This window comes from Paraburkholderia solitsugae (assembly GCF_013177695.1).
GTDB lineage: Bacteria > Pseudomonadota > Gammaproteobacteria > Burkholderiales > Burkholderiaceae > Paraburkholderia > Paraburkholderia solitsugae.
In genome coordinates, this window is record NZ_WOEY01000067.1 from 19,796 (window position 1) to 40,248 (window position 20,453).

The 20,453-nt window shown below is 64.5% G+C and carries 20 protein-coding genes; 7 read left to right on the top strand and 13 right to left on the bottom strand.

The window, feature by feature from the left end:
- Positions 1-4: 4 nt before the first annotated feature.
- Genes GNZ12_RS17775 through GNZ12_RS17825 form a run of 11 tightly spaced genes read right to left on the bottom strand, consistent with a single transcriptional unit; the run spans position 5 to position 11,254 of the window.
- A complete protein-coding gene (locus GNZ12_RS17775) occupies positions 5-790 on the bottom strand; it encodes an enoyl-CoA hydratase/isomerase family protein (RefSeq protein ID WP_172312048.1) in 786 nt (261 codons plus the stop codon).
- A gap of 7 nt (positions 791-797) precedes the next feature.
- A complete protein-coding gene (locus tag GNZ12_RS17780; RefSeq protein WP_172312050.1) occupies positions 798-1,460 on the bottom strand; it encodes a 4-carboxy-4-hydroxy-2-oxoadipate aldolase/oxaloacetate decarboxylase in 663 nt (220 codons plus the stop codon).
- Between the two features lie 2 nt (positions 1,461-1,462).
- The gene (locus tag GNZ12_RS17785) at positions 1,463-2,122 is read right to left on the bottom strand and encodes an RraA family protein (RefSeq protein ID WP_172312052.1); all 660 of its coding nucleotides are present in this window, start codon (positions 2,120-2,122) and stop codon (positions 1,463-1,465) included.
- A 29-nt stretch (positions 2,123-2,151) separates the two neighbouring features.
- Complete coding sequence (locus tag GNZ12_RS17790) at positions 2,152-2,805, bottom strand: RraA family protein (RefSeq protein WP_172312054.1); 654 nt, start codon at positions 2,803-2,805, stop codon at positions 2,152-2,154.
- A 42-nt stretch (positions 2,806-2,847) separates the two neighbouring features.
- A complete protein-coding gene (locus GNZ12_RS17795; protein ID WP_172312056.1) occupies positions 2,848-3,846 on the bottom strand; it encodes a DODA-type extradiol aromatic ring-opening family dioxygenase in 999 nt (332 codons plus the stop codon).
- A gap of 37 nt (positions 3,847-3,883) precedes the next feature.
- Positions 3,884-5,113: a CaiB/BaiF CoA transferase family protein gene (locus tag GNZ12_RS17800; RefSeq protein WP_172312058.1), complete on the bottom strand. Its 1,230-nt coding sequence runs from the start codon at positions 5,111-5,113 to the stop codon at positions 3,884-3,886.
- A 10-nt stretch (positions 5,114-5,123) separates the two neighbouring features.
- Positions 5,124-5,567, bottom strand: coding sequence for a Zn-ribbon domain-containing OB-fold protein (locus GNZ12_RS17805; RefSeq protein WP_172312060.1), 444 nt, complete (start codon positions 5,565-5,567; stop codon positions 5,124-5,126).
- 2 nt (positions 5,568-5,569) lie between these two features.
- Positions 5,570-6,733 (bottom strand): thiolase domain-containing protein, encoded by a 1,164-nt coding sequence (locus GNZ12_RS17810; RefSeq protein ID WP_172312062.1) that lies wholly within the window; start codon positions 6,731-6,733, stop codon positions 5,570-5,572.
- Positions 6,730-7,875, bottom strand: a complete 1,146-nt coding sequence (locus GNZ12_RS17815; protein ID WP_172312064.1) for an acyl-CoA dehydrogenase family protein — start codon at positions 7,873-7,875, stop codon at positions 6,730-6,732. Before GNZ12_RS17815 ends, GNZ12_RS17810 begins: the two co-directional genes overlap by 4 nt.
- Before the next feature lie 18 nt (positions 7,876-7,893).
- The gene (locus GNZ12_RS17820; protein ID WP_172312066.1) at positions 7,894-9,087 is read right to left on the bottom strand and encodes an acyl-CoA dehydrogenase family protein; all 1,194 of its coding nucleotides are present in this window, start codon (positions 9,085-9,087) and stop codon (positions 7,894-7,896) included.
- 19 nt (positions 9,088-9,106) lie between these two features.
- On the bottom strand, positions 9,107-11,254 hold the full coding sequence (locus tag GNZ12_RS17825; RefSeq protein WP_172312068.1) for an acetate--CoA ligase family protein: 2,148 nt from the start codon (positions 11,252-11,254) through the stop codon (positions 9,107-9,109).
- A 354-nt stretch (positions 11,255-11,608) separates the two neighbouring features.
- Here GNZ12_RS17825 and GNZ12_RS17830 point away from each other — a divergent pair, with 354 nt between their 5' ends.
- From GNZ12_RS17830 to GNZ12_RS17860, 7 genes are read left to right on the top strand one after another with little or no spacing between them, the layout of a single operon-like run.
- On the top strand, positions 11,609-12,301 hold the full coding sequence (locus tag GNZ12_RS17830) for a GntR family transcriptional regulator (protein ID WP_172312070.1): 693 nt from the start codon (positions 11,609-11,611) through the stop codon (positions 12,299-12,301).
- Positions 12,302-12,336: 35 nt separating this feature from the next.
- Complete coding sequence (locus tag GNZ12_RS17835) at positions 12,337-12,714, top strand: RidA family protein (protein WP_172312072.1); 378 nt, start codon at positions 12,337-12,339, stop codon at positions 12,712-12,714.
- A gap of 55 nt (positions 12,715-12,769) precedes the next feature.
- Positions 12,770-13,774, top strand: coding sequence for an amidohydrolase family protein (locus GNZ12_RS17840; RefSeq protein WP_172312074.1), 1,005 nt, complete (start codon positions 12,770-12,772; stop codon positions 13,772-13,774).
- 2 nt (positions 13,775-13,776) lie between these two features.
- Positions 13,777-15,015: an aromatic ring-hydroxylating dioxygenase subunit alpha gene (locus tag GNZ12_RS17845; protein ID WP_172312076.1), complete on the top strand. Its 1,239-nt coding sequence runs from the start codon at positions 13,777-13,779 to the stop codon at positions 15,013-15,015.
- Positions 15,016-15,030: 15 nt separating this feature from the next.
- Positions 15,031-16,017: a PDR/VanB family oxidoreductase gene (locus tag GNZ12_RS17850; RefSeq protein WP_172312078.1), complete on the top strand. Its 987-nt coding sequence runs from the start codon at positions 15,031-15,033 to the stop codon at positions 16,015-16,017.
- 44 nt (positions 16,018-16,061) lie between these two features.
- Positions 16,062-16,865 (top strand): crotonase/enoyl-CoA hydratase family protein, encoded by an 804-nt coding sequence (locus tag GNZ12_RS17855; protein ID WP_172312080.1) that lies wholly within the window; start codon positions 16,062-16,064, stop codon positions 16,863-16,865.
- Between the two features lie 13 nt (positions 16,866-16,878).
- Complete coding sequence (locus GNZ12_RS17860) at positions 16,879-18,213, top strand: 3-hydroxyacyl-CoA dehydrogenase (RefSeq protein ID WP_172312082.1); 1,335 nt, start codon at positions 16,879-16,881, stop codon at positions 18,211-18,213.
- Between the two features lie 101 nt (positions 18,214-18,314).
- Here the strand turns inward: GNZ12_RS17860 and GNZ12_RS17865 are convergent, their stop codons facing one another.
- Together GNZ12_RS17865 and GNZ12_RS17870 are read right to left on the bottom strand one after the other, a co-directional pair.
- A complete protein-coding gene (locus GNZ12_RS17865; RefSeq protein WP_172312084.1) occupies positions 18,315-19,055 on the bottom strand; it encodes a GntR family transcriptional regulator in 741 nt (246 codons plus the stop codon).
- A 210-nt stretch (positions 19,056-19,265) separates the two neighbouring features.
- Positions 19,266-20,408, bottom strand: a complete 1,143-nt coding sequence (locus GNZ12_RS17870; RefSeq protein ID WP_172312086.1) for a porin — start codon at positions 20,406-20,408, stop codon at positions 19,266-19,268.
- Positions 20,409-20,453 lie beyond the last annotated feature (45 nt).

Consider the following 20,453-nt stretch of genomic DNA (forward strand, 5'->3'; position numbering starts at 1 on the left):
AAGCCTATTCGCCGCGAAACACCGGTTTGCGCTTCTCCTGCCACGCCAGCGCGCCTTCACGCAGGTCCTGCGATGCGTCCGCCTGCGTGACGTCGCGCCAGAACTCGTCTTCGTCTAGCGTGCCGCATGCAATCCGGTTCAGGTGCTTCTTCATGCCGAGCAGCGCCAGCGGCGCCATCCCGGCCAGGTCGCCGCTTAGGCGTTCGACTTCGTCGCGCAGCGCGGCTGGCGCCACCACCGCATCGAGAAACCCGCAGGCCTGCATCTGCGCGGCATCGAACGTCGCGGCCGCAAGCAGCAGCTTCTTTGCCGTATTCAGTCCGAGCCTCGAAACATAGCGCTGCAAGCCGTCGCGATAGAACAGCAGGCCAAGCCGCGCAGCCGGCACGAACATCTGGCTCGTTTCAATGCCGATCCGAAAGTCGCAGGCGAGCGCGAGATCGGTTGCGCCGCCGTACACGCCACCGTTGATCGCTGCGATCGTCACCGGCCGCGCGCGCTCCAGCTCGTTGGCGAGCGCCTCGAAGCTCGCGCCCGCGTCGCCGTCGCCGTCGCCAATGCTGCCAATGTTGAAGCCAGCGCAAAAGTGCCGGCCTTCGGCGCATAGCCGCAGTACGAGCACGTCGCGCCGCGCGTCTACGTCGCGGATGAAGCTGCGCAGCGTCGCGAGGTCTTCCGGTTCGAGACGGTTCGCCATCTCGGGGCGACGCAGCGTGATCGTCGCTATCGGACCGGCGACGGTGAGTTCCGGCGCAAAGCCGGACGAATGGGTGACGGGCTTCGGGGTCATCTAGAGATCAATGGAAGTTGTAGATCTGCATGGTCGTCTCGCCCGACTCAATGCGCTTGCAGATCGTGGCCTCATCGGCCTCGCGCTTCGCGGCCATCTCGACTACGTCCGCCGCACGCGCACGCGGGATGGCAACGACGCCGTCCCGGTCGCCGACAATCAGGTCGCCCGCGTTGACCGTTACGTTACCGATCAACACCGGTTCGTTGATCCAGCCAATCGCACCATAATCCTTGCCCGTCCCACGAATCGACAGGCCGCGCGAAAACACCGGGAAGCCGATCTGCTCGAGCAGGTCCGCGTCGCGCACAGCAGCGTCGATCACGAGACCGGCGAGACCGCGCACCTTTGCCGCGGTTGTCATGACTTCACCCCAGTAGCCATGCTCGTAGATGCCGCTGGTGTAGACCACCAGCACATCGCCCGGTTGCGCGAGCACAAGCGCGCGATGTAGCCATAGGTTGTCGCCGCCGGGCGAATGCACGGTAATTGCCGCGCCGCAGATTCTGAAGCCCGGCGCCACCGGCCTGATCGCCGGCGGCAGCGCACCGACCTTGCCGCCTGCTTCGTGCAGCGTCGCCGCAGGCAACGTGCGCGCGGTCTCGACCACGCTCGCTTCGACGCGTTCAATGGCGGTGCGCACCGTCGTTGCCGAATCGTGTTCTTTCATGTTTATTTCCCCCGAGCCTGCAACTGGTGGTACTTGAACTGCTTGCGCGCCTCGTCCAGACGCATGCCGCCGCGACAGGCTTCGCGGATTGCGTCCTCTGCATGCTGGATCGTCTCGGCCGCGTCGAGCACAGCGTCCTCATGCTCGCGCGGGATCACGATCACACCGTCGGCATCGCCGCGCAGGATGTCACCAGGCTGAACGCGTGCCTCGCCGATGTTGACCGGAATGTTGGTCGCTTCGACCTGCACCCGATCCTTGCCTGTACGCATCCAGTGATCACGGCTGAACACGGGATAGCCGAGCTTCAGGCACAGGGCGACGTCGCGGCACACGCCGTTGATCACCGTGCCGCCCAGGCCGCGGCGGTGTGCGATCTCGGTCAGGATGTCGCCCCAGACGGTCGCGTCTTCGCGCCCACCGTTGTCAAGCACGACGATCGCGCCGGGCGGCACGCCGTCGATGTAGTCGCCGACCGTCCCAGGCGGGTTCGAGGCAGGACCGTACTTGAGTGTCCAGGCGCGCCCCGCGAGCCGGAAGTCCGTACTGCGGGCCTTGATCCTGTAGCACTGCCCAGCGATGCTGAGTTTGTCGAGCGCATCCGAGAGGGTGGCCGTATCGAGTTTGCCGGCGCGTTCAACGTTGCGGTTTTCATTCGTCATGTATCTATCCTGGTGGATTGTGAATGTGCTCACTTGAGCATGTGTTCGTAGTTGCCACCCATCACTTTCCCGACCGGCGAGCCAGACAGGATCGCCTTGGCCATCGCGGCTTCCTTCGCGACAATCGTCTCGGCAGTGTCGAGCACGATGCCGATGTCGCCGGCGCGGATGAAGATCACGGCGCTGTTGTCGGCCACGACATAGTCGCCTGCCTCCACCGGCACTTCGCCGATCTGCACAGGCACGTTGGTGCCCTTCTCGACCACGCGGCCGCGCGCCGTGCGCGCCGTGGTTGCGCGGCTGAACACCGGCAGTTCATAGGCGATGGCTTCGTCGATATCGCGCACCGGGCCGTCGGCCACCACGCCCGCGACCTCGCGCACTTTCGCCGCGAGCGAGAGGAGACCGCCCCAGCAGCCCGCTTCGACGCCGCTGCGCTGTTCGACCACGATCACGTTCTCGTCATTGGCCTGTTCGATTGCCGTGCAGCCGAGGTGGACGGGCGGTCCGGGCGGCGCTTCGCCGGTGCCAAGCTTGACGGTGATTGCGCGGCCGGCGATCCTTCCCGCGCCCGCGCGCTGCGGCAGTCCGCTCACGACGCCGGGCAGCTTGAGTTTGTCGAGTGCGTCCGACACGGCGCAGCAATCGAGGCGGCGCAGGCGCTGTACATTCAGGTCAGTCATGTTGGTTGTCTTCCGTAGATTTCACTGCGGCAGGAAGCCAGGTCAGGCCAGCGTGCGCCATGCGGCGAAACACAGTCCGGTGCCGGTCAGTGCGGGGCTGCGATAGCCCGCCGTGTACGAGACCCATTCGAGGTCGAGCGATTTGACTGCTTCGACTGCGATGATCCAGTTGCGGATCTCCGAGCTGCCCGCCTGCAGCTGCTTCGGATCGAGCGCGGCGAGCCAGGCACTGTCCTTGCGGCGGATTGCGTCGATGATGCCGTTGTCGAGTTCCTCGTCGACCACGAAGTGCGAGAGGCCGCCCGAGGCGAGCACACCCACGCGCAGGTCTTCCGGGTACGCCTCGATCAGCTCCCGCAACGCAGCGCCGAGCTGGATACAGCGACGCGGCGTGGGCTGATTGGGCGGATCAAAGGTATTCACGATCACCGGAATGACCGGCAGGTCGAGGCCCTGCAGATAGCGGCGATGAATGAACGAGAAAGCGTGGCCTTCGTACTGGCCGCGCTCGAGACCGTCCATTGCCGCCATGTCGAAGTCGCATTCACAGAGTTCGCGAATCATCCAGCGTGCCATGTCCGATCTGACGGGATAGTCGACGTCGGCATCGGGCTCCTGCCGCATGGTCCGCGCCCGTGCGTACCAGCTGTCGTTCTCGCCAGTCACACGCTTTGCGTTGCGGATCGTCTCGCCGTAGTAGATCGCGAACGCCGGGTTATTCGTTGTCCGGAACAACTCGGTCTGGTCGTCGCCGACGACGATCAGCACATCGAGCCGGGCGGCACGAATGCGCTCGCGCAACTCGTCCATCGCTGCTTCAGCCTGATCGTAGCGCTCACCCATCTTTTCAGGCGTGACCATCGTCTCGGCGTCAGCCGGCGCGCGTTCGAGCAAATCGTTATAAGTGACGTGATCGCCCGCCCTGTCGAAGTAATGCGGGTTCTTCGGGTCAACTGCGCGGAAGCCATGCTGCCAATCTTCGCGCTGCGACACCAGCATGATGCTGTGCGATGAACCGAATGCGGCTACCAAACGTGCCATATCTTGTCCTTCCGTTCTCTCGTGAGTTGCGCGACGTTCAGACTACGAACGCTTTGCGCCATTGTTCGATCTGCTCGTCTGAGTAGCCGAGCTCCTGCAGAATTGCCTGGGTGTCCTCGCCCTGTTCGGGCGCAAGGCGTGGCGCCGCTTCGCGCGGGTAGCGCGACAGCCGGAACGGCTGCCCGAGCAACGCGGCTCCGGTTTTACCCGGCAGATCGACGGGCCAGGTAATGCCGAGATGCCTGACCTGCGGGTCGTCGAACACTTCATCGATCCCATAGATTGGGCCGCACGGCACACCGGCCTTAAGCAGGATTTCGGTCCATTCCTTCGTCGTGCGCGTCTTGAACACCTCGCTGACCGCTTGGTTCACGGCGTCACGGTTCGCGACGCGGGCCGGGTCCGAGTCGTAGCCCGGTGCCCGTGCAAGATCCTCGAGACCGAGCGCGTCGCACAAACGCGTCCACATCGTCTGGCCGATCGCGGCGAGGTTGAGGTAGCCGTCCTGAGTCGCAAATACGCCGGTCGGCACCGTAAGCGGATGCTCATTGCCCACCTGCTCCGGCACTTTCCTGTCCACGAGCCATTGCGCCGCCTGGAAGTCGAGCATGGCGAGCTGCGCTTCGAGTAGCGATGTCTGTACCCATTGCCCCTCGCCCGATGCTTCCCGCTCGAGCAATGCGGTCAGAATCGCCATCGCGCAGAAGTGGCCTGCGCACAGGTCCGCAATCGGAATGCCGACGCGCATCGGACCTTCGCCTGGCTTGCCCGTCACGCTCATGAGGCCGCCCATGCCCTGCGCGATGGAGTCGAAGCCGGGCCAGTTCGCATACGGACCGTCCTGGCCGAAGCCCGAGATACTCGCGTACACGAGCCGCGGATTGATTGCGCGCAGCGCGTCGGGACCGATGCCGAGGCGGTGCTTCACATCGGGACGGTAATTCTCGATGAACACGTCGGCACGCCGGATCAGCTCGTGAAGAATCTCGCGGCCGGCAGGGTCCTTCATGTTCAGCGTGAGGCTTTCCTTGTTGCGATGCAGATTTTCGTAATCGGCGCGATTGTGATCGCGTCCGCCGATCATGTCGTCGCCGCCCGGCGCGCCCGGCGGAATCTCAACCTTGATCACGCGCGCGCCCATGTCGGCGAACAGACGCATGGCGGTCGGGCCCGCGCGTACACGCGTTGCGTCGATGATCGTGAAGCGCGACAGGGCGCCTTTACGCGGGGCGCCCGCCGTCCCGGCGCCGTTGGATTCGTTAGTCATGTGCTATGCCTCAGGCCGGAGTGAACATCGGAACCGGATAGCCGCCGTCGCTCGGTTTGAAGATCACCTGAACGCGATGGCCGATTTCAAGCGCGGCAGGATCGCAGTCGACGAGATCGGTAAGCATCGTCACGCCCTCGTCGAGCGTCACGTAGGCGAGCGTGTAGCGCGCTTCGTCCTTGCCCATTGTGCTGAACGAATAAATCGTGCCCTTGCCAGTCGATTCGATCCATTCGGTGTTCGCGCTCAGGCAGTGCGGACAGATGTCACGTGGGTAGTAGTGTGTTTCGCCGCAGTCCGTGCAGCGTTTCACGAGCAGGCGGCCTTCGCTGGCCGCGTCCCAGAACGGCAGTGCCTCCGGCAGCGCGCGTGGTGCGGCAATGCGACGCGGACCGGTGGGCTTCGGGGGCTTGTTCGCGGCCTTGTCGGCCGCCGGATTCTGAATAGTCGTCATCGTTATACCCGTTCCAGAATGAGCGTAGCGGCCGTATGACGTGACGCGAGTGCACCACCGATGCCGCTCGCGAGCGCGAGGTGGCAGTTCTGCACCTGCACGGCGGGATGCGCCTCGCCACGCAGCTGGCGTACCGCCTCGATCACTTTCGTGACCCCACCGCGGTTCGCCGGATGGTTATTGCACAACCCGCCGCCGTCGGTGTTGAACGGCAATTTGCCGACGCCGGAGATCAGACCGCCGTCCTGCACGAACTTGCCGCCCTCGCCCTTCCTGCAGAAGCCGAGATCCTCCAGCTGCATGAGCACGGTGATGGTGAAGCTGTCGTAGAGCGACGCGTACCTGATGTCGGCCGGTGTCACGCCCGCTTCCGCGAACGCTGCCGCGCCCGACCACTTCGCCGCCGACCAGGTCAGGTCGATCTTGCCGCCCGCAGCATGCTTCGGGGCCTCGCCCGCGCCGCGCACCTTGACGGGCGGGCGCTTGAGTTGCCGCGCAATTTCAGGACGCGCGACGATGAGCGCACCACCGCCGTCGCTCATCACGCAGCAATCGAGACGATGCAGCGGATCGGCGACCAATGGCGAATTGACCACGTCCTCGACGGTCACGACGTTGCGCAGCATCGCGTTCGGGTTGTGCTGTGCATGGTGCGACGCCGCGACCTTGATCCACGCGAGCTGCTCGCTCGTGGTTCCGTATTCGTACATGTGCCGCCTGGCGACCATCCCGTACAGATTCTGCGTGGCTGGGCCGAACGGCAACTCGAACTGGACGTCCGGTGCATCCGGGTCCGGCGCCCTGAGCGAGAGCGCCGCACCTGCCGCACGCGGGCGGCCGGCCAGCGTGATCAGGGCGACATTGCAGCGGCCGGCTGCGATCGCCTCGGCCGCGTGCGCGACGTGCAGGATCGGCGCGGATCCGCCGCACTCGGTCGAATCGACGTGGCGCAGCTTCAGGCCGAGGTATTCGGCGATGGTGGTCGTGCCGAGGCCCGGCGCGTCGCCCGCGCAGAAGTAGCCGTCGATGTCGTCCTTCGTCAGGCCTGCGTCCTCAAGCGCGCCCTTTGCGACGTCGGCATGCAGACGCGCCACGGAAAGGTCGTCGGCCTTTCGTGTCGGGTGCTCATAGGCACCCACGATGTACGCTTGTCCATTCAGGCTCATGCGGCCTCCTTGCCGAGGCGCTGGGCCGTGAAACGATTCAGGTTCCAGCTGGCGTCGCCGTAGGTCATGTTGATCGTAAACATGCGCTTCGCGTAATGGCCCGCGCGGCATTCCTCGGTCATGCCCATCGCGCCGTGCAGCTGGATCGCCCATTCCCCGGCGGTACGGCACGCGTCGCCAATGAAGGCCTTTGCAGCCGACACGAAACTGCCGCGGCGCTGCGGGTCGTTCTCGTCGACCGCCACTGCGGCCGCGCACGCCATCGACTTCGCCTGTTCGAGCGCGATCAGCATGTCTGCGACGCGGTGTTGCAGCGCCTGGAACTTTGCGAGCGGCGCGCCGAACTGCGTGCGTGTCCTGAGATGTTCGGCGGTCAACTCGAGCAGTGCTTCCAGTGCACCGACCGATTCCGCGCACAACGCAGCGTTCGCGCGGTCGAGCGCCGCTTCGATCAGTCCGTAGCCTTCGCCGGCTTCGCCGATCAGATCGTCCTTGTTCGCGACCACGTTCGAGAACGTGACGTGTGCTGCTTCGCGTGCATCGATCGTCGCAAAGCTCCGCAGCGCGATGCCTGCTGTCTTCGCGTCGATGAGGAACAGGGAGAGGCCATGCGTATCGCCGCGCTCGCCCGAGGTGCGCACAGCGACCACGAATGCGTCCGCGATTGCACCGTCGAATACCAGCGTCTTGGTGCCGTCGATGCGCCAGCCGTTACCGGTTTCCTTCGCAGGCACCGCGAGCCGCGCGATGTCATAGCGCGCATCGGCTTCGCCGACCGCAAACGCGAGCACCTTCTCGCCGGTGGCCGCCGCTTCGAGCCAAGGGACGCACTGCTCGACGCTGCCGGCCGCGCCGATCAACGCCGCGGCCGGCAGACCGCTCGCAAGCCAACCCGCGCCGCCGAGCGCGCGGCCCAGCTGCTGGGCGACGAGCATCGTTTCAACTGCGCCATAGCCGCTGCCGCCGTGCTCCGCATCGATGGTGAGCCCGGTCACGCCGAGCTCGGCGAGACCGCGGCGACGGCGGGCGGCAAGCGCCGCGTCCTCGGCATTGCCGCGCTGATGCGCGGGATATTCGCCGTCGCAGAAGCGGCGTACCGCATCCTGGAGCGCGACGTGATCTTCAGTGAGAGAAAAGTCCATGTTTTATCGTTTCCAGGTTCAGGCATTGAAGAACGCGCGGCTAATCAGATTGCGCTGCACTTCGTTGGTGCCACCGTAGATCGACAGCTTGCGTGCGTCGAAGTAATTGGCCGCTACGGCAATGAGGTCGTCGGGGCCTGGCGGCTCATGGCCGGCCTGGTCGAGGAGCGCCGCTTCGTCGAATGGCACGGCGTGCGGTCCTGCGACCTCTGTGAGCAACGCGTAGATCGACTGGCGCAGTTCAGTGCCGCGCACTTTGAGCATCGATGCCTCGACTGCCGGCACGCGGCTCTGCTGGTTCGCGCTCAGCATGCGCAGGCCAGTGAGTTCGAGCGCCATCAATTCGATCTCAAAGCGGCTCACGCGCGCCTCGAACAGCGGATCACCCGCGAGGCCCTGCTGCTTGCCGAGAGTCTTGACACGTGCGAGTTGCTGCTTGCACGAGCCGATCCCAGCGATGCCGGTGCGCTCGTGACCGAGCAGATACTTGCCGTAGGACCAGCCCTTGTTGAGCTCGCCGACGAGGTTCTCGACCGGCACACGCACGTTGTCGAGATAGACCTCGTTGAGGTCGGTGCCGCCTTCGAGCATCCGGATCGGGCGCAACTCGACGCCCGGCGACTTCATGTCGATGAGGAGGAACGAAATGCCTTCCTGCGGCTTCGCATCAGGATCGGTGCGCACGAGCGCGAACATCATCTCGCACCAGTGCGCATACGAGGTCCAAACTTTGTGCCCGTTGACGACAAAATGATCGCCGTCATTGTCCCTGGTCAGCACCGCCGTCGTGCGCACACTCGCGAGGTCCGAACCCGCGCCGGGTTCCGAAAAACCCTGTGCCCACCACGTCTCACTGCGGCGGATCGCGGGCAGATAGTGTTCCTTCTGCTCGGGCGTACCGAATGCGTTGAGCACCGGACCGAGCATGTTAATGCCGCTTGCGATAATGCGCGGCGCGCCGCCAACCAGCGTTTCCTCGTCGAAGATGTAGCGTTGCAGCGGGGTCCATCCCGGGCCGCCGGCCTCCTTCGGCCACGATGGTGTGATCCAGCCACGCTCGTAGAGCCGCGTGAACCATTCGACATAGTCGGCGCGCTCGAGACGCAGGCCGAGTTCGGCCCTGCGCTTGAGTTCGGGCGACAGGTTCTGTCTGACGAACTCGCGCACCTCGGCGCGAAATGCGTCGTCCTCTGCGGAGAATTCCAGTCTCATTGATTCATTATCCTTATGATTAGTGCGCGCTGTCGCGTGCGCCGCACACGACCAGTGCGTCGAGCGCCAGGACGCGGTTCGGATACGCCACGAGCGGGTTGACGTCGATCTCCGTGATCTGCGGGTTCGCACGCATCTGTGCGCCGATCGCGGCCACGGCATTCGCGATTGCACCCACGTCCACGCCTTCCGCACCGCGCACGCCGTCGAGCAGCGCGGCGGCCTTGAGGCGGCGTAGTTCGACCACGATGTCGGCCTCGGTCATGTCGGCCGGAATCAGGCGCACATCCTTGAGCACCTCGATCCAGATCCCGCCGAGACCGATCAGCACGACCGGCCCCCACTCCGCGTCGCGCTTGGCGCCAACCACGAGTTCGAGGCCGCGCGGTCCCATCGCCTCAACGAGCGCGCCGTCGAGCACCAGCTCGGGCCGATGCGAGGACACGCTCGTATGCAGCTTGTCCCAGCCCGCGCGCAACGCGTTTTCATCCGCAAGGCCAACCACCACGCCTCCCACGTCGCTCTTGTGCGGCAGCTCGCTCGCCTGAGCCTTGAGTACTACCGGGTAGCCGATTTCGTCGGCAATCCTCAACGCGTCGTCGAGCGACTTCGCAAGACGCCCTGCAGGCACCGGCAAGCCGGCCGCCGCGAGCCATTGTTTGCCCTGATACTCCGCAAAGATGCCATTTGCCGGCACGGGACCCGGCAGCGGGATCGCGACCGGATCTGCCGTTTGTGCGCGCTGCGCACGCTGTAGCGATTCGCCGTAGGTAGCCACGCGCGCACAGGCACGCAGCGCTCGGTCCGGTGAGCGGAAGAACGGCACGCCGCTCGCGGCGATCGCTTCGACAAAAAATGGCTCGAGCACGTTGTTGTCGCCCAACACCGCCAGCACAGCCGGCTTGGTGGCGCGCGCGAGCGCCGGCACCACGTGATCCGCCTTGTCTCGCTGCGCGATCGGCGGGCCGCCCATGATCGCGAGCACGAGGCTGCCGACGTTCGGATCGGCAAGCACCGTGTCGATAAGCTCTCCAATCAGGCCGGGGTTACGCACACCGATCGTCGTGTAGTCGAGCGGATTGTCGGCCACCGCAAAGTCCGGCAGCAACGCTGTCAGTTTTTCAATTGTCGGCCCGGTCAAGGCCGGCAAGGTGAGGCCGATGTCCTCAGCGAAGTCCAGCACGATATTCTTCACGGCGCCTGACGCGGTCATCACGGCCGTACCCGCTGCGGGCGGTACCGGGAAACGCGCGAGGATCGTCGTGGTGTCGAACAGCTCGTCGAGCGTGTCCACCATCACCACGCCTTCCCGCGAGAGCAGCACACTCGTGGTCGCGTGATCACCGGCCAGCGCGCCGGTGTGCGACTGTGCTGCTTCGCGTGCCCGGGCGCTCTTGCCCGGCATGAGCATCACGATCGGCTTGCCGGCCGCGCGCGCCTTACGCGCCAGCTTGATAAAGGTTTGCGGACGGCGGATCTGTTCGGCGTACACCGCGATCGCGCTCGTTTGCACGTCGCCAATGAACCAGGCCAGGTAGTCCTCGATACCGAGGACGGCTTCATTGCCCGTCGACACAGCCGCAGTGATCGGCTGCCCGCGCCCCATGAACGCATCACGCAGGTTCGCGGCCATCGCGCCGCTTTGCGCGACCACGCCGACGCCCTTGCGGCCCGCGCATGGATACGGCGCGATCGCCTCAAAGGTGATCGGCACGCCTGCCTCAAAGTTGGTGAAGCCCATGCAGTTCGGGCCGATCAGCGCCATGCCCGTCGCGTTCGCCGCTTCGGTCAAAACCTCCTGCCTGGCACGGCCTTCCTCGCCCGCTTCGGCATAGCCCGAAGCGAAGATCACCGTCGCGCCGGTCTTGCGAGCACCGAGCGTACGTACCGCATCGAGCACGCCTGATTCCGGTATCGCGAGCACCGCGAGATCGATGCCCTCGGGCAGCGCGTCGACGCTATTGACGCACCGGCGGCCGTTGATTTCCTGGCTACTACGCGAAACGAGATGGATCTCGCCCGCATAACCGAACCGTTCAAGGTTTTGCAGCACGAAATTGCCAAACGCTCGCGGGTCGGCGGAAGCGCCGACGATCACGATCGATCTCGGCTTGAGCACGCGCTCGACGGACAGCACGCCGGCGGCGTCGGAGAGTGACTTACTCATCAGGTCATGCCTCTTCTTGATTGGGACCCCAGCTTGTGCACCGGGATCATGTCGGATGCGTGCATTCTGGCATACCACAAGCCGTCATTCAATACACCACAGACAGTTTTGTTGTCTTGGTATTTTCCCCTACTGAAGATCAGACAAAGGAATAACATGCCGCCAACATATTGATTTTAAATCATATTTTGCAAAACCCTCGGCACGCCCGCCGCTAGGCAGCGAGGCATAAAAATAACCTAGTCTTGAATACCACAGCAAACTATTGGTATATTTAATGCACCTCAACAGAAAGCCTCTGCCATGAAAACTGTCGTCGACCTGTCCGTTGAGCACGAAGGCGGAATGCCCCGCATGCCGGAAGTGACGCCGCGCCTGCGGGCCAGCCTTGCAAATGACATTCGCGCGACACTGCAGACCGAGATCGAGGCGGGCGATCTAGCCCCGGGCGCAACCATCGACGAGCGCGCGCTCGCCGCGCGCTTTAACGTCTCGCGCACCCCCGTCCGCGAGGCGCTTCAGCACCTCGCAGCGCGCGATCTGGTTGTGATCTCGCCGCGCCAAGGCATTACGGTGGCGCGGCTGTCGATCGCCAAAGTGCGCTCGATGCTCGAGTACATCGGCGAGCTGGAGGCGCTGTGCGCGCGCTTTTGCGCGCGGCGTGCGGGCGACGCGCTACACGAAGCGCTCGACCGCGCGCTGCTGGCCTGCCAGCAGCCGGCCGTCGAGGGCGACGCAGTTGGGTACGCGCACGCCAATGCGCTATTCCACGACACGATCTATAACGGCAGCCGCAATGAGTGCCTCGCCGAGCAGATTCGCGCCGCGCGCCGCCAGTCGGCTCGCTATCGAGTGGCCGACCTGCGCCACCGCACCCAGATCAGCCGCTCGCTGCAGGAGCACTTCGAGATCGCCCGCGCGATCCAGGCCGGTGACGAAGCGAAAGCTGCCGAGGTCATGCGGCGTCACGTACCGGCAGGCACGACTGGCTTCTCCGAGTTCCTCGCGGCGGTACCACGCCACTTTTTCGAATTCGGCACGGACTGAACCGAGCCGTCCTCAACCAGCCCTACGGAGAAATCATGCCCCGTTCCATCGACGTCCCCGGTCTCGCGCACAACGCACCAATCCCGGTCGGCGCGCGCGTCGCCAACGTGCTTTGCTCGTCGGCGATCGCCGGCAAGGATCCGGCGACCGGCCGCCTCGCCGCCGCCCCCGCCGATCAGGCCCGGCTCGCGTTCGACAACCTCCGGCGTTTTCTCGACGCAGGCGGCGCAACACTCGCGGACGTCGTGAAACTCACGGTGTACGTGAAAGACGATTCGATCCGCGAGCACATCAACGCGCACTGGCTCGCGTGCTGGCCTGACCCGGCACAGCGGCCAGCACGCCATATCGTCGTGCACGACCTGCAGCACGGCATGGCGCTTCAGCTAGAAACCCTCGCCGTGGCCTCCTGAGCGTCCGGCGGATCCCTTCAAAGCAACCCTTCCCCTCATTCACAAAGGCCCCAACGTGATTATCGATTCCCACGCCCACGTCGTCATGCCGCCCGAAAGCTTCCGCTACATGGCGGAACTGATCGGCGGACGCGCCAACCCGTCGACCAAACCCAACGTGCCGGACGCTTCGTTGCGCAAGGTCGCTGAAGAACTTGTGCGTAGCATGGACTCGGTCGGCACAGACGTGCAGTTCATCTCGCCGCGCCCCTATCTTCAGATGCATTCGGTCAAGCCCGCGCGCGTGACCGAACTCTGGTCGCGCCACTGCAATGACCTGATCGCGCGCTACGTCGCGATGTTCCCGGACCGCTTCCGCGGCGTGGCGGGCCTGCCGCAGTTCATGAACGAGTCGCCGGCGGTACGCGTCGTGGCGGAGCTCGAGCGCTGCGTGAACGAACTGGGTTTCGTGGGCTGTCTGCTGAACCCGGACCCGACCGAATCGGAAGGTCCGCCGCCGCTGGGGCTCGGCGATCCGTTCTGGCATCCGCTCTATGAAGCGATGACCGCGCTTGACGTGCCCGCACTGATCCACTCAGCCGGCAGCTGCAGCCCGCGCGAGTCGTACACACTGAAGTTCATCAACGAAGAGAACATCGCGGTCATCTCCCTGCTCGACTCGGATGTGTTCAAGAAGTATCCGACCCTGAAGATCGTGGTTGGTCACGGCGGCGGCGCCATTCCCTACCAGATGGGACGTTTCCGCTCGTGGGCGGTGCGCCGCAACCATCTGGAAACCTTCGACGAGCAGCTCAGGAAGCTCTATTTCGACACCTGCAATTACTCGAAGGAATCGATCGAACTGCTGCTCAAGGTGGCGGGGACCGACAACGTGTTGTTCGGCACGGAAAAACCCGGCACGGGAAGCGCGCGCGACCCTATCTCCGGACGCGACTACGACGACATGAAGCCGGTGATCGAAAGCATCGAATGGCTTACCGATGAGCAGCGCAAGAACGTGTTCGAGTGCAATTGCGCGCGCGTCTACCCGCGCGCCTTCCGAAACTACAAGGAAGCCTGATCATGGCCATGACCGCCGAAGAAAATGAACTGCTCACACGCGTTGAAAACGGCGCGCCGATGGGTGAAATGATCCGCCAGCACTACTGGATGCCCGCCGTGCCCTCGGCCACGCTCGTGGCTGACGGCGCCCCGGTGCTGGTGCGCCTGCTTGGCACGAACTACGTGGCGTTTCGCACCACCGACGGACGGGCCGGCCTGATCGACGAGCTCTGCCCGCACCGCAGGACGTCCATGATGATGGCGCGTAATGAGGACAACGGCCTGCGCTGCATCTTCCATGGCTGGAAGACGGACGTCCAGGGCAAAGTCGTCGAAGCCCCAAACCAGGTCGGCGATCAGGCTCAGTTCTGCAAGCGGGTGAAGACCGGCCAGTACCGCGTCGAGGAACGCGGCGGCATCGTCTGGGTCTGGCTCGGCAAGGGCGACACGCCACCCCGGTTCCCCGACCTGCCGTTCACGAATCTGGCCGCCGACCAGCGCTCGGTCACGAGCGCCGAAGTGCCGACCAATTGGGTTCAAGGTGTGGAAGCCTCGATGGATTCTTCGCACGTCGGCGTGCTGCACGAATCGACCACGCAGATCACGGCGGGCGGCGGCAATGAGCGTTTGCACATGAATAGAGCGCTCGCCCCGCGTCTCGAATTCGAGGAGCGTCCCTATGGCTACCGCTACGCCGCGCTGCGCGACCTGCCCGACGAGAAGGTCTATGCGCGCGTGAACAACTTCGTGATGCCGTGGTACGGCATCATCTGCGCGCCAGACGCAACTGGCCCGAGCACGGTGTTCTTTTCGACGCCCGTCGACGACGTCACCCACCGTGCGTGGTTCGTGCACTTCAATCCGACCCGCAAGCTCGGCATGACCGTCATGTCGGCCACGCCAGACGTGTGGAATTTCCCGCCGTTGCCGCCGGGCACGCGCAACGACGGTTTCGGTCAGAACCGCGATCTCATGAAGCGTGGTCACGCGACCGGCTTCCACCAGCATCTCGGCACCGAAGACTTCGCGATGTTCCTCGGTCAGGGACCGATCGCGGACCGCACCAACGAGCAGCTCTGCTCAGCCGACGGCGCGGTGCTGCGCGTTCGCACGCTGCTGCTCAAATCGGCGCGCGAGTTCATGGCAGGCAAGACACCGACGCTCGCTGACAATCCTGAGCTCGATTACTCGCGCGCCATTTCAGTCGGCGGTGTGTTGCCGACCGGCGCCGATTGGCGAGTTCTCACCGAAACCACGTAATACGGAATGACTTCGATGCTTGCCCCCTCGCTGCTTACACTGCGCGTCGCCGCGGTCGACACGCTCACCCCGCTGATCAGGTCGTTCACGCTAGACGCGGCGGACGCTGTGCTGCTGCCCGGTTACGAGCCGGGCGCACACATCCAGGTCGAAATTCCGTTTTCGGGAGTTGGCGCGCCGCAATGGCGCTCCTATTCGCTGATCAACCTGGACCCGTCTGTCGATCCGCGCGCCGGCGTACCGGCGTACCGGCTCGGCATCCGGCGGGAGGACGAGGGCCGCGGCGGCTCGCGTCACATGCACGCACTCGAAGTCGGGCAGACACTCAACGTGCGCGCCCCGGCCAACCACTTCCCGCTCGCCGCACCAGCGCCCGTGCTGCTCATTGCAGGCGGCATCGGCATTACGCCGATCGCCTCGATGGCCGCCGAGCTTGCCGCGCAGCAACGCGACTTCGAATTGCATTTCAGCGGACGCACGCGTGACTCACTGCCGTTCGTCGACGAACTGCGGGCGCTTGCAGGCAAACGCCTTGTGCTGTGGAGCGACGACGACCCAAACGCGCGCCTGTCGGTCGACGCGCTGCTTGAAAACGCGCAGGTGAACCAGCCGATCTATGTGTGCGGCCCGGCGGGCATGGTCAACGCGGTGCTCGCCGTCGCGCGCAAGCGCGGCTGGCACGAGTGCGACCTGCACCACGAGCTGTTCACCGAGACCGCATCTCAGGAAGGCGACGTCGCCTTCGAGGTCGAACTCAAACAGTCGGGCACACGGCTCACCGTACCAGCCGACCGGTCGTTGCTCGACACCCTTATCGAAAACGGCGTCGACGTCATGTATGACTGCCGCGCCGGCTACTGCGGATTGTGCTCGACCCGCGTCTGCGATGGCGAGATCAATCACCGCGACACTTACCTGTCCGATGCGGACAAGACCAGCGGCAAGGTCATGCAGGTCTGTGTGTCGCGCTGCACGAGCGGCCGCCTCGTGCTCGACCTGTAACGCGCTGCCGCGGCGACCTACACATTCAACAAACGGAACCCACAATGAGCCAAACCCTCGTTACTTACGAACTCGACGGCGCGGTCGCGCTGATCGGGCTGAACCGGGCCGACAAGCGCAACGCAATCAACGAGGACGTGATCGTGCAACTGCGCGACGCTGTCATGCGCGCTGGCGACGAAGCCGATGTCGGTGTGCTATTCGGGCACGGAGGCAATTTCAGCGCGGGTCTCGACCTGCGCGAGGCGCTTTCGCGCGCCACCGCCCAGAGCGCGCCGCCGCGCAAGCGTCGCCGCCACTCCTGGCATGAAGTGTTCGATATCATCGCACGCGGTCCGATCCCGTTTGTCGCGGCACTGCACGGCGCGGTGGTCGGCGGCGGACTGGAACTCGCGACCGCCGCGCACGTACGCGTCGGCGACGCGACGGCGTTTTTCGGCCTGCCCGAAGGCCAGCGCGGTATTTTCGTGGGCGGTGGCGGCACCGTACGAATCCAGCGCGTGATCGGCTACAGCGTGATGGCCGATCTCATGCTGACGGGCCGCCTGCTCTCAGCCGAGGAAGGTTTGCGTGAGCACGTGATTACCTATCTGACTCCGGCTGGCGAGGCGCTCGCCAAGGCGAAAGAGCTCGCGGCGAAAATCGCGCAGAACGCGCCCGATACGAACTGGCGCATCACCAACCTGCTGCCGCGCGTGAACGATCTCTCGCACGAGGATGGTCTCTTTCTCGAGTACATGAGCTCGAACATGGCGCGCTCGCCTGAGACCGCGAAGCGCCTGCAGGAATTCGTGGATGGCACGGCGAAGCCACTCGAGCGTCCCGACCAGCCTAAGACCCCAGCTTGAGGTGCAACGAACCATGAATGCAGCAACCGAACTGAATCCGCAGGAAGCGGCCGCGCGCGAGCAGGCGCTCGCACACGTGAAGGCAGCGGAAAAAACCGCCGCCCAGGTTCCCGTCGGCGACGCCCAGCCGCGCCCGATCGGGCAGTCGGCCGTGATCGGCGCCGGCACGATGGGCGGCGGCATCGCAATGGCGCTCGCCGCTGCCGGCATCCCCGTCACCCTGATCGATGCGGATGAAGGCGGCCTGACGCGGGGTCTCGCCCGCATCCGCGACAACTATGAAAACAGCGTCAGGCGCGGCAGGCTCGGCCCCGCCGTGCGTGACGAGCGGCTCGCGCGCATCACGGGCTCGCTCTCGATTGCCGACGTGAAGAACGCCGATATCGTGATCGAGGCGGTGTTCGAGGACCTCGCGCTCAAGCAGGGAATTTTCCGTGAACTCGACCAGTATGCGAAGCCGGGCGCTGTCCTCGCCACCAACACCTCGGGCCTCGACATCGACGAGATCGCAGCGGTCACGAAGCGCCCCGCCGACGTAGTCGGCGCGCACTTCTTCAGCCCAGCGCACGTGATGCGCCTGCTCGAAGTGGTACGCTCAGCGCAGACCGCTGACGATGTCATCGTCACGCTGATGGATCTGGGCCGCCGCATGGGGAAGGTGTCCGTCCTCGCACGTATCTATCCGGGCTTCATCGGCAACGCGCTATTCCGTAGCTACAACCGCGAGGCGCACTTCCTCGTGGAAGACGGCGCGCTGCCGCATGAGGTGGACTCGGCGCTCAGGGACTTTGGCTACGCGATGGGCATCTTCGCGGTGCACGACATGGCGGGCAACGACGTCGGCTACCAGACGCGCAAGGCGCAGATGGCGACGCGTCCCACCGACCGCCGCTGGAACGACCTCATCATGAAGCTCGTCGAGATGGGACGTCTCGGGCAGAAGAGCGGCAAGGGCTGGTACCGCTACGAGCCAGGCAGCCGCGATCCGCAGCGCGACCCCGAACTGGAGCAGTTCATTGTCGAGGAATCGGGGCGCCTGGGCCTCAGCCGTCGCCCCATTGCGGCCGAAGAAATTATCAAGCGTTGCGTGTATGGCATGATCAACGAAGGCGCGAAGCTGCTCGAAGAGGAAATTGCCCTGCGCGCGAGCGACATTGACGTCGTCTACGTGACAGGCTATGGCTTCCCGGCGCATCGCGGCGGCCCGATGTACTACGCGGACCAGATCGGTGTCGCAAACGTCTACCGCGACGTGCAGCGCTTTTACGAGGAGTACGGATACTGGTGGAAGCCGGCACCGCTGCTAGAAAAGCTCGCCGCCACGAACGGCCGTTTCGCTGATCTCTAGGCTCGACCAGGCGCCTGCAACCGACATTGCAGGCCCAAAACGCAGATGGGCCACGGCAATGCCGCGGCCCATTCCCGATTGATTGCCCGCAATCCGTCCGGTTAATCGGTGCCCTGCGTGTTATCCGCCAGCTCGGCAGCGGACGCGTCGCGCGACAGCACGACCGGCGTATCGTTGAAAAACTCGGCCGGCAAAGTCGCAAGAAACTCGGAGAAACCTGCCTCGCCACCTGGCGAATGCTGTGCCATGATATCGCCGGCGGCTCTCTCGTCGCCCGAAAGCAGCGCCTGCGCGAGCGCCGTGTGATCGGCGATCACCTTCTCGCGCCGACTCGGCGCAAGGAACGGTTTGGGCCGGTAACGCGAAATCAGACGGCGAATCGAGCGGATCTGGTCAGCAAGATAGTCGTTATGACAGGCCGCGCAAACCACTTCATGAAAATCTACGTTGATGCGCGCGAAACGGCGCGCGTCGCCCTGATTCAGCGCCTCGACGCCTTCGTCGATGGTGCGTTGCAGTTCGGCGCGCTGAGCATCGTTCATACGACGCGCAGCGAGCCGCGCCGAAACGACCTCAAGCTCGCTCAGCAGTTCAAGCATGTCGCGCAATTGAGGCACCGTCATCTTGGTGACGAACACGCCTTGGCGCGGCACGATCTGCACGTACTGCTGGGCAGCGAGCTGCTGCAGTGCCTCGCGGATCGGAGTACGAGACACGTTAAAGCGAGCGGCAAGCGCGCGCTCGTCGAGCGCTGCGCCGGGTACGAGCTCGCCTCGCTCGATTTCCGCTTCCAGGATCGCCTTGACTTCGGTCGAGCGGCTCAGTTTTGGGGGCTGACTCATTGGATGGGATGCAGTGGGTTATCGAGGGCCGCGATGCGCGCCGGAGAACGGCAGCATCGCGTGGCTACCCGATATGATACCCCGCAGGTATACCACACGCCTAGTCAGGTCCACCGCAATAGAGAATACCGGTGCCGCCCCGACGCACGACGCCGCTGAAAGCCGGCGTCACTGCAGAGGCCTCCGGCTGTGCGCCGCCGAGGACATCTTTTAAAAGAGGTGGCGAATACCGGCCTGCACGGCTAGCTGGTTCGAGCTGGTGGAGGCGAGGTTGCCATACAGCGAACCGCCCGCGCCCGGCACTGAGTACGGCGTGGAGACGAGAAAGTTGTCCGCATACTTCTGGCCCGCGAATGCATGCTGCATGGTCCCGAACAGATACACATCGGTACGCTTGGACAAATGGTAATCGAGGCCCAGGCTGTAGAGGTCGTACTTGCCGAGCCTGTGTTGATCGACGTAGGTGAAGCCTCCGCCCAAGGTCAGGAACGGCGAGAACCTGTAACTTGCACCGAGCTCGTAGGCGCCCACGGTGACCACACCGCGCGGGCTCTGCGACGCATTCGTGTAGGTGTACACGCCATTCAGCGAGATCGCGTCGGTCACCTTCGCCTGACCGCCAACCGCGACCGTATAGATCGACTTCGCGTTCAGTGCGACCTGGGCCATTGTGCCGACACCGCGCGCCGCGTTCCCGCCGTCGGTTTTGGTGATCACGGCTGCCATCGAGTACGGCGCGTCGGACGTGCCTGTCGGGCTATATTTGACGCCAGCGCTGATTACGCGGGGATTACCCGTGGGCGTGCCTGCGAAACCGTTCGGGACGTTGCTGAAGCCGTACATCACGCCCGCGCCGAAGCCGTGCCAGTTCGGCGTTTCATAGCGCACCATGTTGCTGACCGGCTCGCCCGCGAGACGATCAATGTCATAGGCGCCGTGGAACGCGTACGAAGGCGCAAACTGCGCGACATTCGTGTAGTACGAGACGTAGTCGTAGATGAAGTCGTAGTCGTAGCCGGCGAGCAGTGTACCGAAGGTCGTGCTCGACAGGCCGACGTACGCGCGCCGCCCGAACAGCGCGCCGCCGTGGCTTGCCGTGCCGGTGTTGAGTGAGAAGCCGTTTTCGAGCGTGAAGACCGCCCTCAGTCCGCCGCCAAGGTCCTCGGCCCCGCGCAAACCCCAGCGCGATGCCTGGTTGATGCCGTCATCGAGCTTCCAGAGCGAATGTCCGCCCGCGTTGCTCACGTACGTGATGCCGTCGTCGATGATCCCGTACAGGGTCACACTGCTTTGCGCCTGCGCCGTGCCCGCTAATGCCGCGGCCACCGCTCCGATAATCAGCTTCTTTTTCACTACCATCTCCTTGATGTATTGCAGGTATTCCCACCCGCTTCGTTC

Bases quoted from the DNA above. Each gene is read 5' to 3' on its own strand.
- GNZ12_RS17860 (WP_172312082.1), top strand. From the start codon at position 16,879: ATGAATGCAGCAACCGAACTGAATCCGCAGGAAGCGGCCGCGCGCGAG.
- GNZ12_RS17780 (WP_172312050.1), bottom strand. From the start codon at position 1,460: ATGAAAGAACACGATTCGGCAACGACGGTGCGCACCGCCATTGAACGC.
- GNZ12_RS17825 (WP_172312068.1), bottom strand. From the start codon at position 11,254: ATGAGTAAGTCACTCTCCGACGCCGCCGGCGTGCTGTCCGTCGAGCGC.
- GNZ12_RS17800 (WP_172312058.1), bottom strand. From the start codon at position 5,113: ATGACTAACGAATCCAACGGCGCCGGGACGGCGGGCGCCCCGCGTAAA.
- GNZ12_RS17815 (WP_172312064.1), bottom strand. From the start codon at position 7,875: ATGGACTTTTCTCTCACTGAAGATCACGTCGCGCTCCAGGATGCGGTA.
- GNZ12_RS17785 (WP_172312052.1), bottom strand. From the start codon at position 2,122: ATGACGAATGAAAACCGCAACGTTGAACGCGCCGGCAAACTCGATACG.
- GNZ12_RS17835 (WP_172312072.1), top strand. From the start codon at position 12,337: ATGCCCCGTTCCATCGACGTCCCCGGTCTCGCGCACAACGCACCAATC.
- GNZ12_RS17820 (WP_172312066.1), bottom strand. From the start codon at position 9,087: ATGAGACTGGAATTCTCCGCAGAGGACGACGCATTTCGCGCCGAGGTG.
- GNZ12_RS17845 (WP_172312076.1), top strand. From the start codon at position 13,777: ATGGCCATGACCGCCGAAGAAAATGAACTGCTCACACGCGTTGAAAAC.
- GNZ12_RS17795 (WP_172312056.1), bottom strand. From the start codon at position 3,846: ATGGCACGTTTGGTAGCCGCATTCGGTTCATCGCACAGCATCATGCTG.
- GNZ12_RS17775 (WP_172312048.1), bottom strand. From the start codon at position 790: ATGACCCCGAAGCCCGTCACCCATTCGTCCGGCTTTGCGCCGGAACTC.
- GNZ12_RS17830 (WP_172312070.1), top strand. From the start codon at position 11,609: ATGCCGGAAGTGACGCCGCGCCTGCGGGCCAGCCTTGCAAATGACATT.
- GNZ12_RS17810 (WP_172312062.1), bottom strand. From the start codon at position 6,733: ATGAGCCTGAATGGACAAGCGTACATCGTGGGTGCCTATGAGCACCCG.
- GNZ12_RS17850 (WP_172312078.1), top strand. From the start codon at position 15,031: ATGCTTGCCCCCTCGCTGCTTACACTGCGCGTCGCCGCGGTCGACACG.
- GNZ12_RS17855 (WP_172312080.1), top strand. From the start codon at position 16,062: ATGAGCCAAACCCTCGTTACTTACGAACTCGACGGCGCGGTCGCGCTG.
- GNZ12_RS17790 (WP_172312054.1), bottom strand. From the start codon at position 2,805: ATGACTGACCTGAATGTACAGCGCCTGCGCCGCCTCGATTGCTGCGCC.
- GNZ12_RS17805 (WP_172312060.1), bottom strand. From the start codon at position 5,567: ATGACGACTATTCAGAATCCGGCGGCCGACAAGGCCGCGAACAAGCCC.
- GNZ12_RS17865 (WP_172312084.1), bottom strand. From the start codon at position 19,055: ATGAGTCAGCCCCCAAAACTGAGCCGCTCGACCGAAGTCAAGGCGATC.